This window comes from Marivita sp. (assembly GCF_020055635.1).
GTDB lineage: Bacteria > Pseudomonadota > Alphaproteobacteria > Rhodobacterales > Rhodobacteraceae > Marivita.
Window position 1 is genome coordinate 1 of sequence record NZ_JAIPUT010000043.1, and the last position, 15,956, is coordinate 15,956.

Consider the following 15,956-nt stretch of genomic DNA (forward strand, 5'->3'; position numbering starts at 1 on the left):
ATGTCGGACTTCACGCCCGTCGCAGTCTCGTTATGCGTGGCCAGAACCGCCTTGATCTTGTGCGACGTGTCTGCGGTCAGGATCTCTTCAAAGCGGTCCGCCGGAACGCCCTGCCCCCACGGCACATCGACGATCTGGACATCCAGACCAAAGCGTTGGCACATGTCGATCCAGCGATGCGAGAACATCCCGTTGCGGGCAACCAGAACGCTGTCTCCTGCGCTGAGCGTGTTGGTCAGCGCGGTTTCCCAGCCACCCGTGCCGGAGGCTGGAAAGATGAATACTTCTGCGCTGGTGCTTTTCAGGATCTGCTGAACCGCCTTGCGGGCCGGGTGCAGGATTTGACCAAACAGCGGCGACCGGTGGTCGATGGTCGGCATATCGCACGCCTTGCGCAGCGATTCCGGGATATTGGTGGGACCCGGAATGAAAACAGGGTTTTGAAAACTCATGGCGGTGCTCCTCCGATTTGAGATGACACTACAGCTTGCCCACCACGATGCGCAATTTTTTCGAAATTATTTTTCATATTTCGAAACGTAATAATATATTTATTTTTCATTTGCTTAAGTTTTTCACAATACGAAAATATTTTTTGAATACAATTTTCGAGACGGTGAGAAGGACGTTTCTCCCGATTCTCACCGCCCCGGTTTCAACGGCATGTGCCGGTTCACATCCTTGTAGAGCAGGTACCGGAACCGCCCCGGCCCGCCTGCATAACAGGCCTGCGGGCAAAAGGCGCGCAGCCACATGTAATCGCCCGCCTCGACCTCGACCCAATCCTGGTTGAGCCGGTACACCGCCTTGCCCTCGAGCACGTAAAGCCCGTGCTCCATGACATGTGTCTCGGCAAACGGGATCACCGCGCCGGGTTCGAAGGTGACGACAGTCACATGCATGTCGTGGCGCAGATCCGCAGGATCGACAAAGCGCGTCGTCGCCCATTTTCCATCTGTTCCCGGCATTGGCGTTGCCGCGACATCAGCCTCATTCGTGACGATCACCTGCGGATGATCGAGGCCGTCGACCGCCTGATACGCCTTGCGCAGCCAGTGAAAGGTGACGGGCTCTGACCCGGTATTGCGCAGGGTCCAGCCCGATTGCGGCGGCAGGTAGGCATAGCCACCAGCGGTCATCTCGTGCGTGTCACCATCGACACTCAGGCTCAAAGTGCCTTCGACCACGAACAGCACGCCCTGCGCCTCGGGATCGGTTTCCGCCCGATCCGATCCGCCGCCGGGACCAACCTCCATGATGTAATGGGAAAACGTCTCTGCAAAGCCGGTCAAAGGCCGGGCAATCACCCACAGGCGCGTGTTCTCCCAGAACGGCAGAAAGCTGGTGGTGATGTCGCGCATCGTGCCTTTGGGGATCACCGCATAGGCCTCGGTGAACATGGCGCGATCGGTCAAAAGCTGGTTCTGACCGGGATGCCCGCCCTTGGGGGCAAAGTAAGACGTGGTCATGCGCGATTTCCTCTGCTGGTCATGGCCAAGTATCGCGCCGCAACGCCAACCCGACCATGCCTATCGGCAATCAGGACTTTTCGCATTTCCTTGATAATCAGCAATAATTGCCTTGGAACCGCAATCAATCCTCAGACGCGATAGTAGTCCCGATACCACGAGACAAACTTTGCCACACCATCGCGCACCTCGGTCTTGGGCGCATAGCCGGTCAGATTTCGCAACAGCGTCGCATCGGCCCATGTGGCGAACACATCGCCTTTCTGCATGTCCATGTAGTTGCGCCTGGCCGTGATCCCGGTCTCCGCCTCGATCGCTTCGATAAAGTCCAGCAGGCGAACCTTGTCAGAATTGCCGATATTGACGACGCGATACGGCGCGGCTGGACTCAGCGTGTCGTCCTCCACCGCTGTCTCCGGCCCGCCGGGCACGGCATCCATCAACAGGCGAATACCGCGCACCAGATCCTCGACATAGGTAAAGTCGCGGTGCATGTCGCCGTGGTTGTAGATGTCGATGGGCGTGCCCTCGAAGATCCCCTTGGTGAACTTGAACAGCGCCATGTCAGGCCGCCCCCACGGGCCATAGACGGTGAAGAACCGGAACATCGTCGTGGGGATCTGCCACAGATGCGCATAGGAATGGGCCATCGCCTCGTTGGCCTTCTTCGTTGCCGCGTAAAAGGTCAAAGGCGTGTCGGCCTTGTCGGTTTCCTTGAACGGCATCTCCTCGTTTGCGCCATAGACAGAAGACGTGGACGCCATGAGCAGATGCTCCACCTGCACCTGCCGCGCCGCCTCCATCACGTTGAACGTGCCGACAAGGTTGCTGTCGAGATAGGCGCGCGGGTTTTCCAGCGAATAGCGCACACCGGCCTGCCCCGCGAGGTGGACAATGATGTCCGGGGCGAACTCCGCCGCAACCGTTTCGAACGTCCCGTCCTCTTCCAGCGTCGCATGGGTAAAGCTGTAGCCCGGCGATTGCAGCAACATCTGGTTGCGCCGCTCTTTCAGCGTCACATCATAGTAGTCCGTAATCGCGTCATAGCCGTGGACGACAAAGCCCTCCTCCAGCAACAGGCGGGCAAGATGGAAGCCGATGAAACCGGCTGTCCCGGTCACAAGAACACGTTTCATCAGGTCATTTCGCCTTTGCAATACCCCTTGATCCGCGCTTCGCGTAGCACGAAGCTTTGACCAGAACCACCATCCGCTTGGCCTCGTCGTCTTTCCAATGCGGATTCAATGCCCATATTCTCCTGTAAGTCCAATCCAGAAACGGGCAAGAGCCCATTGTTCAAACAAGCGCGTGTCATGAAATTTCCCACCCTTTTCGGAAAACCAAAGCCGCCGGAGCCCGAACCGCATTTCGACCCGGTCAGGCCGGATGCGCCGTTCTGCGTCATCGGCGATGTACACGGGCGGTACGACCTGCTGACCGCGCTTGTGGATGCGCTTCCTGAAAACCGCACGATCATCTGTGTCGGCGACCTTGTCGACCGGGGCGATCAAAGCGCCGAGGTGCTGCGTTTCGCAATGCAGCATGATCGGATTGCGCCGCTGATGGGCAACCACGAACAGATGATGATCAATTTCCTGCACGACCCCGAAGCCGAGGGGCGCCGCTGGCTGCGCAATGGCGGCCTGCAAACCCTGGCCAGCTTCGGTATCGCCGGCGTGACCGAGTCCAGCGGTGCACAGGTGTTCACGCGCGCTCGTGACGATCTGTTCGAGGCCATGGGAGAAGACATGGTGACATGGCTTGCCAGTCTGGAAACCTTTGCGTGGTCCGGCAACATCGCCGTGGTGCATGCCGGGGCCGACCCGAACATCCCCCTTGAACAGCAGGATCCCGACACATTTGTCTGGGGACATCCGGAGTTTCGCAAAACGCCCCGCAGGGACGGGTTCTGGATCGTCCACGGACACACGATCGTCGATCGCCCAAAGATGCGCGATGGCCGGATTTCGATCGACACCGGGGCCTATGCCACCGGTCAGTTGACAGCAGCCCTGTTCACACCGGACGGAGTCGAATTCGTCTCGACGTGATTTTGCCGGCAATTGCGTGTTGCGGCAATGTATACCACTGTATGCTGTTTACGACTCATCTGGTTTGGCCTATGGGAGATGCAAATCTTCGAAAGGCGTGACCCCATGGCTGACAGCACAATCCCCGACATCATCTATACAAAGGTCGACGAAGCACCCGAGCTTGCCTCGGCGTCGTTCCTTCCGATCATCCAGAAATTCGCGAAAGCCGCCGGCGTCAGCGTCGGCACCAAGGACATCTCGCTTGCGGGACGCATCCTGGCGACCTTTCCGGAAGCGCTGACCGAAGACCAGCGACAGGCCGACGATCTGGCCGAACTGGGCGATCTGGTGAAATCTCCGGAGGCCAACGTGATCAAGCTTCCGAACATCTCGGCCTCGGTACCGCAGCTTGTCGCCGCGGTGCGCGAATTGCAGAACCAGGGCTACGCGCTTCCCGACTACCCGGAAACTCCGTCCACCGACGCCGCGAAAGCCGTTCGCGCGAAATATGACACGATCAAGGGCTCTGCCGTGAACCCGGTCCTGCGCGAAGGCAATTCCGATCGCCGCGCCGCGAAGCCGGTCAAATCCTATGCGCAAAACAACCCGCATCGCATGGGCGACTGGAGCGAGGGCAGCAAGACCCGCGTTGCCTCGATGACAAGCGGCGATTTCCGCTCGAACGAAGCCTCTGCAACCCTGACCGACGAGGCGACCGCGAAGATCGTCCTTGTCGGCAAGGACGGCTCCGAAACCGTGCTCAAGGACGGCCTCAGCTATCCTGCCGGCACCGTCGTGGACGCGACCTACATGTCGGCCAAGGCGCTCGATGCGTTTCTGGAAGAGGAAATCGCCAAGACCAAGGACGAAGGCACACTGTTCTCTTTGCACCTCAAGGCCACGATGATGAAGGTTTCGGACCCGATCATCTTCGGCCACGCGGTCAAGGCTTTCCTCAAGCCGGTATTCGACAAGTATGGCGAAGACCTGAAAGCCGCAGGCGTCAACCCGAACTCCGGTCTGGGTGACCTTCTCGCACGCGTCGAGGACAAGCCCGAGATCAAGGCCGAGATCGAGGCCGTCATGGCCGACCGCGCGCCGATGTACATGGTCGACAGCGACCGGGGCATCACCAACCTGCACGTGCCATCCGATGTCATCATCGACGCATCCATGCCCGCGCTGATCCGCGCAGGCGGCAAGGGTTGGGGCCCGGATGGCAAGGAACACGACGCCAATTGCGTCATCCCGGACAATTCCTACGCCCCCGTCTATGACGAGACGATCAGCTACTTCAAGGAAACCGGCAAGCTCGACCCGGCGACCGCTGGCACGGTGCAGAATATCGGCCTGATGGCGCAGAAGGCCGAGGAATACGGCTCGCACCCGACCACGTTTGAAATTCCGCATGACGGCAGCGTACGGATGGTGCTGGGTGACGGTACGGTCCTGCACGAACACGATGTCGAAACCGGCGACATCTGGCGCTCGGCCTCGACCCGCAAGGCACCCATCGAAGACTGGGTGCAACTGGCCATCGACCGTCAGAAAGCCGAAGGCTGTGAAGCGATCTTCTGGCTGGACGAGACACGGGCACATGACGCCGAGCTGATCAGCTACGTCAAACCGATCCTCGACGCGAAAGGTGTGGCCGACAGGTTCAAGATCATGGCCCCGCGCGAAGCAACCCGCGCGTCGCTGGAAACGATCCGAGAGGGAAAGACCTCGATTGCCATCACCGGTAACGTTCTGCGCGACTACCTGACCGACCTGTTCCCGATCCTCGAACTGGCGACCTCGGCCAAGATGCTGTCCATCGTCAAGCTGATGAACGGCGGCGGCCTGTTCGAAACCGGCGCAGGCGGCTCGGCCCCCAAGCACGTTCAGCAGCTGGTGGAACAGAACCACCTTCGGTGGGACAGCCTTGGTGAATTCTGTGCCTTGGGCGAAAGCCTGCAATTTCTCGCCGATGCGCGGAACAACGAAAAGGCGCGTGTTCTGGGCAAGGCGGTGGATGCGGCAACGCAGGGTATCCTCGACAACAACCGGTCGCCGTCACGCAAGGTGGGTGAGCCCGACAACCGCGACAGCCATTACTGGTTCGCGCGATACTGGGCCGAGGCGCTGGCCACGCAAACCGAGGACACGGAGCTGGCAGCCCATTTCGGCCCCATCGCGAAGGAACTGACACAAAAGGAAGAGGCAATCCTCTCCGAGCTGGCCTCGGCGCAGGGCAGCCCGGCTGACCTTGGTGGCTACTACCACACCGATCCGAAGAAGACCGAGGCGGTCATGCGACCGTCACCCACGTTGAACGCCATCATCGGCTGACAGTTTTGACAGAGAGTTTCGGAAGGCCGGGCATGCGTGTCCGGCCTTTTTTCGTGCTGCCGAGACGCTGGTTCGGCAAGAGGCCATAGCCACTGCCATCGCGTCTGAACGGCAGTGCGACTCGTCTTGCGAGGTCGAAACGTTCCAAGACGTCTGACATGTTTCTCACGAATGCTGTCGCGCGCCGTCGCGCCGTGGTGTTCGCGTTGAAACAAAGGCCGGTTTTCCCGTCGACACGTTTTGTTGATATGTCATGTGACATGTCCGCCGGTGTGAATTTCTTCACGCGGCGGTGTCGTTTGCAACCGACCCGACCCCTTCGAAAACCCAGCAATTCCTGATCCGCACCAACCCTGTGCACCCCCGCGCAGCGCCTGCATGCGCGTCGCTCGCGTCAAGTCCACGTTCGCGAGAGCGTCTGTGCGCGAGCTGTGAATTCCGGAACCCGCCCCGCATGCCTAGCTTGATTGGTGTCGGACAGACAGCCCGACGACAGACAGCAACCCAACCGCGCCACAATGCGCAGATCACAGCAACGAAAAGGATCAAACACATGAAAACTCTCATCGCGACAACCGCCCTCGTCCTGACCGCCTTCTCCGCTTCGGCCATGGTCGACACCTCCGCCATCGAGCAGTACGCGCCGAACACCGATGTCTCGACCCTGTCGGACGCAACGGTCAACACCATCCTGTCCGTCATCCATTCCGGCGACAGCGAAGGCGAAAAGCGCGCCACCATCCAGGCGCTGGTCAAGTAACTCCAACCCCATCACGAAAGGACCAAGACAATGAAAACACTTATCGCAGCAACCGCCCTGGCACTCACCGCAGTCTCTGCTTCGGCCATGGTCGACAGCTCCACGCTCGATCAATATGCCCCGGACGTTGACGTCTCGACGCTCTCGGACGCCGAGGTCAACATCATCCTGTCGATCCTGCACTCGGGCGACAGCGAAAGCGAAAAACGCGCCACCATCCAGGCCCTGGTGAAGTGAGCCGCAGCCGGCCCATGACGGCCGCACACCAAATCCCGCGACGTGACCGGACACCGGCACGTCGCGGATGATGACCAGGCCGCCCGAAAGGGCGGCCTTCAATATTTACGTTTTTTTGTTCAGTGGGCGGTTTCTCCGCTCAGTTCGACCGTGAAGAACCAGTCCGCGCCCGGCTCCTGTTCAAGGACATCGTCCGGTACGACCTCCGGCCCTGACAGGAACACGTTCGATCCGAAATGATGGTGCAGCCGCGACAGCTTTTCCAGCCGAGGCCCCGTCAACTCCGCATGGAATTTCGCGTATGTTTCCGTCTTCCGGAGCGCGTCGATCTTGGCCCGATGCGCCGCGACCGCCCCGTCATGCGCCGCCGCGATCTCGGGATCGGCCATCATCCGTGCCAGTTCTGCCTGCATCATCGGCAGCCGGGACTGAATCGAAAGATCCTGTTCGGCGTTGTTGTTCATCCGGAACCAGTAGGCCAGCCCCTGATCCCGGTCCACGTGGTTCACCCGGCCCCTGTCCCGCTTGACCAGAAAGCTTTCGGCCGATCGCACCGCGTAGTGATTGAGCTGAACCAGGTCATAGCCGTAGGTCTCTGTCGTGGACCGCCACCCGTTGCGATACATCTCGCGCGGCAAGGGCTGACCGGACCCGTTGACCCAATTGATCTCTTCCCAGAGCTGCGGATTCAGACCCTTTGGCCGATGCACACCCATTTTCTTGAACAGACCGATATTCTGGAACAAGGTCTTGAAGCCCCAGGCCTGATGCGGCTTGCGGGCAAATTCGGGCGCGCAGCGGAGAAACTGTTCGGTGATCGGCCGGTCATCGTAATCATGCACGTCGCCATTGCCGAAGAGCCGCCATGTCATCGCGATCATGTTGGCGTCCGGGACAGCCGCGAACAGCGCATCGAGCGTCCCGTCGCCAACCTTGACGTTCACGAATTCATCGACGTCGATGCAGGTCAGCCAACGGGCGTTCCGGATCACTGGTTCGTCGTCAGACGCCTGAAGGGCCGCATGCTGGGGTTTCAGCCCGCTTTCACGGAAAGGATTCTCGCGGTGCTGCACATAGCCCTTGCGGTCGAGCATCTTCAGCATCGTGTCGGTGCCATCGGTACAGTCATTGGTGTACACGAGGATGTCATCGAAGCCGATCGCGCGATGATAGGCCAGCCATTCGAGGATGAACGGGCCCTCGTTCTTCATCGTCGTGACGATTGCGCGTCGCCCCTTGCCCTTTGATAGCGCCTCCGCTTCGAGTTCCGGCATCCGGACGGGTTTATGACCCCAATAGCCTTCCGACATCTCAAGAAGCGGCGGGTGTTCGATCAACGAGGTTTTCGGGACGATCTTGGAGATCGACGGCGTCGGGTGGCGCAGCGCCATGTGCCGGTAGAATAGCTGTGTTCGTGACGGATCAGGCGCGGCGTTGCCGACGCGGATCATGCGCCACACCACATCTTCGGGGGCTTTGGAGGGGGCAATGCACCACCGTCGCCGACCGCTCCTGGAATCGAACTGGACGCAGATATGGTCGGCAAACAAGGTCGGTTGATCCTTGCGGACCCGCCACGGATAGCAGTGCCGCCCGATCAGGGCGATCATGCCACCCTCGGCGGCGACGGCACTGTCGAAGATATTCGCAGCGCCAGTCGGCAAGATGTCATGCACATCGAGGTTGGCGGCCGCCCGCGCGTCGGCCAGGAACCGCAGCCGCAGGATCTCATAGAGGGACATGGCCCCAAGCGGAGCAGACCAGGGCGCGGGATCCGGAATTTTCATCCGGTCCTTTCCCGGTGCCTCGGGGACGCAGAAGGGATGCGCCTCGGCCGGTGTGTCCGGCTTGCCCAGAGGCAGGTCGCTGCGAAGCAGGACAACCCGGCAGGTCATGCCGCGTGCGATCATCTGCTGCTCGAGCGCTTCTCGAAATCCGCGATCCTGATCCGGTGGCGACCGGTCGACGATGACCGCTCCCTGTAGACCCTGTGTCTGGACATGGTGGTCGAGCCACGTCGCGACGGTTTCGGCATCCTCGCCGTTTCGGATCGCCGCGAAAGCATCGAGGCCGTCGAAAAGATCATGCTCTGCATGCGAACAGCCAAGATCGACAGATGCGCCGTTGACCGAGAAGGTGAGGGGGCTGTCGGTCTGAACCAGGTAAGTCAGACACATGGCCCCGCCGACGCTTTGCTGGCTCGAAAGCGTCACAGACTCCGCAGGCGACACTGCCTCGAGATCCGATCCCGCCGTGAGAAAGAGCGTGACATGGCGCGTATCGCCCCTGGACCACAGCACCGCGTCCAGAATGGACACGGAACCAAAGTCGCGTCCCGCCATTCGCCGTTCGATCACACTCGTCATAATCGGCCTGTTCTGGTTGCACCGAACCGGTCCAACTGCCCCGTCTTCTGCCCGTGTCGGTACGTTCTTTTCCACAGGTGTATAATCAAGCGGTGAAAAAATCCAGTTCGGGGACCCTTGGCAAAACGGCCACAGGGTCAGGAGTCATCCCTTGCAGGGGAGGGGTTTTTCTGCCGGGGCAAGTTCGTTCGTTTTTTCCGGTTCTGGAACTGAATGTTTTAATTGCTTATGAGACTCTCTTAAAGTGCGGCTTTCAACCCGGCGACCAGTTCATCCATGTCAGGGTCCATCCTGAGGGCTGCGGCCTTGCGCTGATGCCAATCGACGGCGCGGGCGTGCAGGTCCGAGAGGACCGGGTCGGATTTGAGTTCCTCGGCCAGTTTGCCTGCCGCAGACTGGTAACGGTCGATCGAGATGTCCTTTTCGTCGTTCAGGTTGAAACGTTCCCAGTATTCCAAGCCCAGAACATGGTGCGAATGGTTCGCCCTGCCCCGTGCGCGTTTGACCAGAAAGCTGTCCATCGATCGCAGCGCGTAATGATTGACCTGCGCATGCGTGAAAAGCGGCGGGTTCTCAGTGCGGTTTCCGTCGATGATATAGTCCGCGCCACCGGGCAGAACCCGCTTGGTGTCGGCGACATGTTCATCAAGCGAGACCGGCGCGTGCAGGCCCATGCGCTGAAACTTGTGCTGGTTCGTATACAGCGATTTGACGAACTTGCCCGTTTCCGGACGGTCTTTGGCGTCCCATTTCAGCTCTGCCATGCGAAACTGGTCGGTCACGGGCGTGTCCGAGAATGACTCGATCCCGTCAGGGCCAAAGACGCGCCACGGAACGGAGATCACGTCCGCATCCGCCCCGGATCCTTCGACCAAGGCCTGAACCGACCCGTCCCCCATGTGGACATTCAGGTATTCGTCAACGTCGCAGACAAAGACCCACCTGGCCTGCATGACGATATCGTACCGGCGGCTGGCCTGACGCAATGCGCTGCGATGGATGCCGGCGCGCCGGACGATCGTGTCGTGTTGCGTGACAAGCCCGAGCTCTTGCAGCCGAAGAAGGATGTCGACCGTGGGATCCGTGCAGTCGTTGGTGCAAACGAGGATATGATCGAAACCAAGCGCTTTGTAATGGGCAACCCAGTCAATGATGTAGGGCGCCTCGTTCTTCATGGTCGTGACAACCGTATAGGTGTCAGTGCTCATTTGTGCCTCACACGACGGTTCTTGCAGCGACCGTCCTCGTTTGTATTTTGCCAAAATTTACCCAGCACAATGTCCTGGCGCAACACGCATGGCGTCAGGAGCACGGATCGCGGAAAAACTGAGTCAGATTTCACGCAGGCTACACAAACGGAATTTCAGGCTCTAGGCTCGTTTTAACCGACGTGGCCCAAAAGAAGCTGCGCGCAGTTGAGGACATGCAGATGCCACGCACACGCGAGGTTGGAACGCTCTGGATCGGGGGGCCGCTTAGCTGGCTTGAACAGCTTTGCCTGAAATCCTTTGTCGACAAGGGCCAGACCATCACGCTGTTCAGCTACGAGGATATTCCGAATGTCCCGAAGGGGGTGATCCGTCGGGACGGGCGTGAGATCATCGATACTGACGATTTCATCAAATATGAGCAGAAGAACAGCTATGCGCTCTTTGCCGACTGGTTCCGCCTGCACATGATCCACCAGAACCCCGGCATGATCTGGGTCGATACCGATGTCTATTGCCACCGTCCGATGGAGTACGACAGCGACTACGTCTTCGGCTACGAATTGCCCGGCGAGCATCGGGTCAACAACGCCGTGCTGGGTCTGCCCGCCGACAGCGAGGCGTTGCAGCAGATGCTCGCGTTTACCGATGACCGCTACTCCATCGCGCCGTTCCTGCCCCGCAAACGGCAGATGGAAATGCGCAAGAAGGCCGAGAAGGGCCGCCCGGTGCATGTGTCCGAGCAGCCTTGGGGTGTATGGGGGCCGATGATGCTGACGCATTATGTGCACATGCTGGGGCTGCAAGAGCATGTTCAGCCGCTCAACGCTTTTTACCCGATCACTTTCCGCGAGCGGTTCAAGTTCATGCGCCGCGCCGAGATTGCGGAAGGGCTGATCACCGATCAGACCACCGCCTTGCATGTCTGGGCATCCAACAAGCGCCAGCTTGGCAGCCTGCACAACGGTCTGCCCCCTAAAGGATGCTACCTGGACAAACTCGTGCAAGAGCACGGCATCACACCGGCCCTGGCACCGATCAAGGGCCGCGGACGCACAACCTTCGACGGGGCATTGATCGACGAGGTTGACCTGACCGAAGTGAGCAGCGTGGCCGATCTGGTCGGAACCGCCCGCAGTTTCGTTCTCGCGCTGCATCACAGGTTCGATTGCGACATCCACCTTGTGAACACCAACCGCCGCGCCAGTTTCAAGGACGAGGACATGCCGTGGCTGGCCGAGTACATCACATTCCTGACCGACAACGAGGTCGACCCCGATCGCATCAAGGTGATCCGGTCCGAGAAAGATCTTCGCCCCGTCGATGTCCTGTGCAACTTGCAGGGCTTCGGCGACCAGTGGAAAACGCCGTTCCTTGAAAGCTTCCTGCAGCGCTGCGTACATTCCGACACCCGGGTGTTCATGGACGTACGTCGCGGCTCTGGCGCGTTTCCCTTCCTCAAGGCCTACGGCACCAACACGACGCTTTCGACGCGCGAAGACGAGGGGAAACCCGTTACGCGCATCCGCGTCACGCCAAACCCGCCGTCCACCGCGCCGGACGAAAGCTGGGATGCCATCGCGACGCAGCTTGCCGGCAAGGATGGCTGGTATCGGCCGGGCACCAACGGCCACAGCTTTCTCTATGTTCCGCGTGACCCGGATACCCTTGTCGTCACCTTCGACAACCTGGACATCGCAATGACCAAACGCGAGGACAGGCGCCCGTGGGGTTACAGCTTTATCGAGGCGCAGGGCTGGTCGATGCTGGGTGTGCTTGCAGGGGGGTGGACGTGGTATCGCGAGCCCTGGGTCTACGATCAGTTCGACGCGTTGAAGGGAAGCGGTTTCTTCGGGCAATTCAAACGGGTGGTTTTCTACGGAGCCTCCATGGGTGGCTACGCCGCATGCGCCTTTTCACCGGCTGCACCGGGCTGCGACGTGGTGGCGATCTCGCCGCAATCGACGGTCGACAAAAGCGTCGTGCCTTGGGAAACGCGCTACAAGGTTGTCTGGGACCGCGATTTTTCCGGACACTACGGTGATGCGGCGAAGGTCAGCCAAGCTGCCAACCGCGTGTCGATCCTGTTCGATCCATACGAACCCCTGGACGCCCAGCACGCCGCGCGATTTACCGGTCACAATGTTCAGCATCTTCGGGCACCGCTGCTTGGCCATCGTCTTGGCAGTTCGCTCAACCAGATGGGCATTCTCAGCCCGATCATCCTTGGCGCCCTGAACGGGACGCTCACAACCGGGGATTACTACCAGATGCTGCGCACTCGGCGCAGCTTTCCGCGCTATCAAAGAGAGCTGTTCAACCGTGCCGTCGAGAAAGGGCATACGACGCTGGCCAGGGCGCTTGGCGAACATATCCTGAAAAACAACCCGAACCGCGCCGTACGGATCGGTCTCAAGGCGCTGGGCTAGGCCATTTGCACCCTGCCTGCCCGATTGGGTTGCACGGGTCTTCGTATGGGCGCGATAGACGACATGCGTCATGACAGCGGGGTTTCCGACCGCGCCAAGCTATTGTAGCGTAATTCTGTCGTGCCGTAGCCACTGGATTTACATTCACAACATGCCCAATCAGACCGATTTCGATCAGGACAAACCGGCCGTTTCCAACCCGCATAATATCCAGAGCTGGTTTCTCGGGATCATTGCGTTCGCCGTAATCCTGTTTCTTCTGGTCCAGGCAAAGTTTCTCCTCATTTCGCTGGCCATTGCCATCATGCTGTTTTCGCTCACCTCCGATGCGATCGGCTACTTCCAGCAACTGAGATTGGGAAGCGCGAAGGTCTCGATCTGGATCGCCTCCACGCTTGCGGTGCTTCTGATCGCGGCAATTCTCATCCTGGCCTCGGTGATCCTTCTGACCCAGGCCAACACGGTTGTTCTGACAATCCTCCAATACGCCGATCCCGCCCAACGCGCAGTGGCCGAGCTGTTCAGCTGGATGGGGGAAGACGTGGAAGCCGCCGTTCTGGAATGGCTGCGCGGCATTCGTTTCGGACCCTACCTGACATCCATGGCGGGCCAGGCAGGAAACATCGCGTCCGGCGCGGTACTGGTGACGCTGTTCGTGGGATTCATGTTTCTCGAACGCATCTGGTTCTCGACCAAGCTGACAAGCCTGATGGGCGATAAGGAAAGCGCCGCCCGGGTCGAACTGATCATCTCGTCCATCGTTCACCGAGTGAACCGGTATCTTGTCGTCAAGGCCCTGATCAGCGCGCTGACGGGTGCGCTTGTCTATGCGGTGATGACGGCGTTCGGACTCGAGCTTGCCTTCGCGATGGGCGCGCTGACTTTCGTGCTGAATTTCATTCCGAACATCGGATCGATCATCGCGACAATCGTGGTCGCCTTGGTGGGCCATATCCAGACCGGAGACACGGTGGTCAGTGTTTCGCTTCTGGCCATCATCGGGATCATGCAATTTGTCATAGGCCAGGTCCTAGACCCGCTCCTGCTGGGCAAGACGCTGCGTCTGTCGTCTTTCGGAATCATCGCGTCGCTTGCGTTCTGGGCGGCTGTCTGGGGAATTGTCGGCATGTTTCTTGCCGTGCCGATCATGGTGTCGATCATGATCGTCTGTTCCCATATCAAGAGCCTGCGCCCGCTGGCCATTCTGCTGTCGCGCGACGGGTTCCCCGATCTTGACCTGGATGTCGAAAAGCAGCGTGTCGCAAGAACGGAAGCCGCCAACACCGTTTCCTGACGACAAGCCTTTTTGCGCGGACCGGTCGATTTCTCGATCACAAAGGCCAGAAGACAAGGATCGCAGGGATCGCCACGGCAAGCACGATCCCCTCAAGCGGCAGGCCCATGCGCCAATAGTCGCCAAAGCGATAGCCACCGGGCCCAAGGATGATGGTGTTGTTCTTATGACCGATCGGCGTGAGAAAGGCGCAGGATGCGGCGACCGCGACACCCATCAGCCATGCATCCGGGTTTGTCGTGGTGGCATCGGCCATGCCGACGGCCACCGGGGCCGCGATCAGCGTGGTTGCCACGTTGTTCAGGAAATCCGACAGCGTCATCGTCACGACCATCAGCAACAAGAGCGCCACCCATGCAGGGAAACCTTCGGTGAGCAGGACAATCTGCGACGCGATGAGTTCGGCGCCCCCGGACTCTTCGAACGCCTCGGCCAGCGGGATGAGGCTCGCCAGAAGGACGATCACTTTCCATTCGATGGAATGGTAGACATCCCGTCCCGAGACAAGACCGATGGCGACAAACCCGATGACGGCGGCCGCCAGCGCGACAGGCAGCGATGTCCACCCCATGACCGCCGATGCAATCGCCGTGAGGAATATGACAATCGAAAGCCCGGCTTTCGAGCGTTGGACGACAGGGGTCTCTCGCCCCTTGATGGGAAAAACGCCGAGCCACTGCGCCGCTGCCATGTTGCGTTCCGCAGGCCCCAGCAGCAAAAGCACATCCCCCGGTTTGATGGTCAGAAGGCGGACACGATCCCGAAACCGCTGACCGTTCCGCGACACGCCCAAAAGGGTCACCGAATACTTGTAGAGGAGCTTCAGACTGCGTGCGGTCCGGCCGACTACGCGGGCTCCTTCGGGAACGATCGCTTCGGTCAACGCCAACCCACCCGAGTTGACGCCTTCGGAGTGCTTCTCCGAACCGGCGAAATCGAGGGCCGCCTTGCCCATGAAGACCTCGATCGACTTCGGGTCTCCCTCGACGACGACGAAATCGCTTGGCCTGATCTCTTGCCGCGCCGAGAAGCCGGGAAGACGTTTGCCCTGTCGCACGAGGCCGAGGATGTTCAGATCGAGGTCTTCGGCAAGCGGATAAAGATCGGCGACTGTCATGGGATCGGCCTTGGCTTTCTCTCCGACGCGAAGCTCTGCGATGTAGCGCCCCTCGGCGAAACCGTCCTCGTGATCCAGTGCCCCCTCGCGCGCCGGCAAAAGCCGCCAGCCCAGAATGGAGACAAAGACAATCCCAGCGAGGGCGACCGCAAGGCCCACCGGGGCGAAATCGAACATTTCGAAAGGATCGCCCAGTGCGCTTTGGCGATATTCGGAAATGACGATATTGGGCGGAGTGCCGATCAGCGTGACCATGCCGCCGAGGATCGTCGCAAAGGACAATGGCATCAGCGACCGGCTTACCGTGCGCCTGGCCTTGGCTGCCGTTTCGATATCAAGCGGCATGAAGAGCGCGAGCGCCGCCACGTTGTTGATCACCGCAGAGATCGCCGCCCCGACACAGGCCATGACTGCGATGTGAAGCGGCAAGGGACGGTCGGGGTCAAGCAACCGTGTCGCCAGCTTTTCGATGGCCCCCGATCCGACAAGCCCACGCGATACGATGAGCACCAATGCAATGATCGCCACTGCGGAATGCCCGAAGCCGGAAAACACGTCCTCGCCGGGCACCAATCCCAGGAGTGCCGCAAGAACAAGCGCGCCGAACGCCACCAGGTCGTATCGGATGCGACCACTGATCAGGAGAACGAAGACAAGCCCGAATATTCCGAATATCAGTGTCTGGTCGCTCGGCATTTGAAAAGTCATGTAA

12 protein-coding genes are annotated in these 15,956 nt (G+C 59.8%); 6 read left to right on the plus strand and 6 right to left on the minus strand.

Annotation, left to right across the window (positions count from 1 at the left end):
• The 3 genes from LCF60_RS17230 to LCF60_RS17240 form a co-directional block, all read right to left on the minus strand.
• The coding region (locus LCF60_RS17230) for an aminotransferase class V-fold PLP-dependent enzyme (RefSeq protein ID WP_292293452.1) at positions 1-452 on the minus strand (452 nt) is incomplete at its 3' end.
• A 189-nt stretch (positions 453-641) separates the two neighbouring features.
• On the minus strand, positions 642-1,469 hold the full coding sequence (locus tag LCF60_RS17235; RefSeq protein WP_292293453.1) for a bifunctional allantoicase/(S)-ureidoglycine aminohydrolase: 828 nt from the start codon (positions 1,467-1,469) through the stop codon (positions 642-644).
• A 131-nt stretch (positions 1,470-1,600) separates the two neighbouring features.
• A complete protein-coding gene (locus LCF60_RS17240) occupies positions 1,601-2,605 on the minus strand; it encodes an NAD-dependent epimerase/dehydratase family protein (protein WP_292293454.1) in 1,005 nt (334 codons plus the stop codon).
• A 177-nt stretch (positions 2,606-2,782) separates the two neighbouring features.
• On the opposite strand from LCF60_RS17240, the gene LCF60_RS17245 reads away from it, so the two are divergent.
• The 4 genes from LCF60_RS17245 (at position 2,783) to LCF60_RS17260 (ending at position 6,830) form a co-directional block, all read left to right on the plus strand.
• Positions 2,783-3,520, plus strand: a complete 738-nt coding sequence (locus LCF60_RS17245) for a metallophosphoesterase family protein (protein ID WP_292293456.1) — start codon at positions 2,783-2,785, stop codon at positions 3,518-3,520.
• Between the two features lie 105 nt (positions 3,521-3,625).
• Positions 3,626-5,833: an NADP-dependent isocitrate dehydrogenase gene (locus tag LCF60_RS17250; RefSeq protein WP_292293457.1), complete on the plus strand. Its 2,208-nt coding sequence runs from the start codon at positions 3,626-3,628 to the stop codon at positions 5,831-5,833.
• Between the two features lie 553 nt (positions 5,834-6,386).
• Positions 6,387-6,593, plus strand: a complete 207-nt coding sequence (locus LCF60_RS17255; RefSeq protein ID WP_292293458.1) for a hypothetical protein — start codon at positions 6,387-6,389, stop codon at positions 6,591-6,593.
• 30 nt (positions 6,594-6,623) lie between these two features.
• Positions 6,624-6,830: a hypothetical protein gene (locus LCF60_RS17260; RefSeq protein ID WP_292293459.1), complete on the plus strand. Its 207-nt coding sequence runs from the start codon at positions 6,624-6,626 to the stop codon at positions 6,828-6,830.
• 119 nt (positions 6,831-6,949) lie between these two features.
• On the opposite strand, the gene LCF60_RS17265 is transcribed toward LCF60_RS17260, so the two are convergent.
• Complete coding sequence (locus LCF60_RS17265; protein WP_363318430.1) at positions 6,950-9,148, minus strand: glycosyltransferase family 2 protein; 2,199 nt, start codon at positions 9,146-9,148, stop codon at positions 6,950-6,952.
• Between the two features lie 287 nt (positions 9,149-9,435).
• Positions 9,436-10,404, minus strand: a complete 969-nt coding sequence (locus LCF60_RS17270) for a glycosyltransferase family 2 protein (protein WP_292293462.1) — start codon at positions 10,402-10,404, stop codon at positions 9,436-9,438.
• A 221-nt stretch (positions 10,405-10,625) separates the two neighbouring features.
• On the opposite strand from LCF60_RS17270, the gene LCF60_RS17275 reads away from it, so the two are divergent.
• Positions 10,626-12,833: a hypothetical protein gene (locus tag LCF60_RS17275; RefSeq protein ID WP_292293464.1), complete on the plus strand. Its 2,208-nt coding sequence runs from the start codon at positions 10,626-10,628 to the stop codon at positions 12,831-12,833.
• Positions 12,834-12,984: 151 nt separating this feature from the next.
• Positions 12,985-14,127 carry an AI-2E family transporter gene (locus LCF60_RS17280; RefSeq protein ID WP_292293465.1) on the plus strand — a complete coding sequence of 381 codons (1,143 nt, stop codon included), beginning with the start codon at positions 12,985-12,987 and terminating at the stop codon, positions 14,125-14,127.
• A gap of 37 nt (positions 14,128-14,164) precedes the next feature.
• Here LCF60_RS17280 and LCF60_RS17285 read toward each other — a convergent pair whose 3' ends face one another.
• A complete protein-coding gene (locus LCF60_RS17285) occupies positions 14,165-15,952 on the minus strand; it encodes an SLC13 family permease (protein WP_363318431.1) in 1,788 nt (595 codons plus the stop codon).
• Positions 15,953-15,956 lie beyond the last annotated feature (4 nt).

Excerpts from the sequence above, each read along its gene's own strand:
- LCF60_RS17255 (WP_292293458.1), top strand. The coding sequence starts at position 6,387 with ATGAAAACTCTCATCGCGACAACCGCCCTCGTCCTGACCGCCTTCTCC.
- LCF60_RS17285 (WP_363318431.1), bottom strand. The coding sequence starts at position 15,952 with ATGACTTTTCAAATGCCGAGCGACCAGACACTGATATTCGGAATATTC.
- LCF60_RS17280 (WP_292293465.1), top strand. The coding sequence starts at position 12,985 with ATGCCCAATCAGACCGATTTCGATCAGGACAAACCGGCCGTTTCCAAC.
- LCF60_RS17270 (WP_292293462.1), bottom strand. The coding sequence starts at position 10,404 with ATGAGCACTGACACCTATACGGTTGTCACGACCATGAAGAACGAGGCG.
- LCF60_RS17260 (WP_292293459.1), top strand. The coding sequence starts at position 6,624 with ATGAAAACACTTATCGCAGCAACCGCCCTGGCACTCACCGCAGTCTCT.
- LCF60_RS17275 (WP_292293464.1), top strand. The coding sequence starts at position 10,626 with ATGCCACGCACACGCGAGGTTGGAACGCTCTGGATCGGGGGGCCGCTT.
- LCF60_RS17245 (WP_292293456.1), top strand. The coding sequence starts at position 2,783 with ATGAAATTTCCCACCCTTTTCGGAAAACCAAAGCCGCCGGAGCCCGAA.
- LCF60_RS17240 (WP_292293454.1), bottom strand. The coding sequence starts at position 2,605 with ATGAAACGTGTTCTTGTGACCGGGACAGCCGGTTTCATCGGCTTCCAT.
- LCF60_RS17235 (WP_292293453.1), bottom strand. The coding sequence starts at position 1,469 with ATGACCACGTCTTACTTTGCCCCCAAGGGCGGGCATCCCGGTCAGAAC.
- LCF60_RS17250 (WP_292293457.1), top strand. The coding sequence starts at position 3,626 with ATGGCTGACAGCACAATCCCCGACATCATCTATACAAAGGTCGACGAA.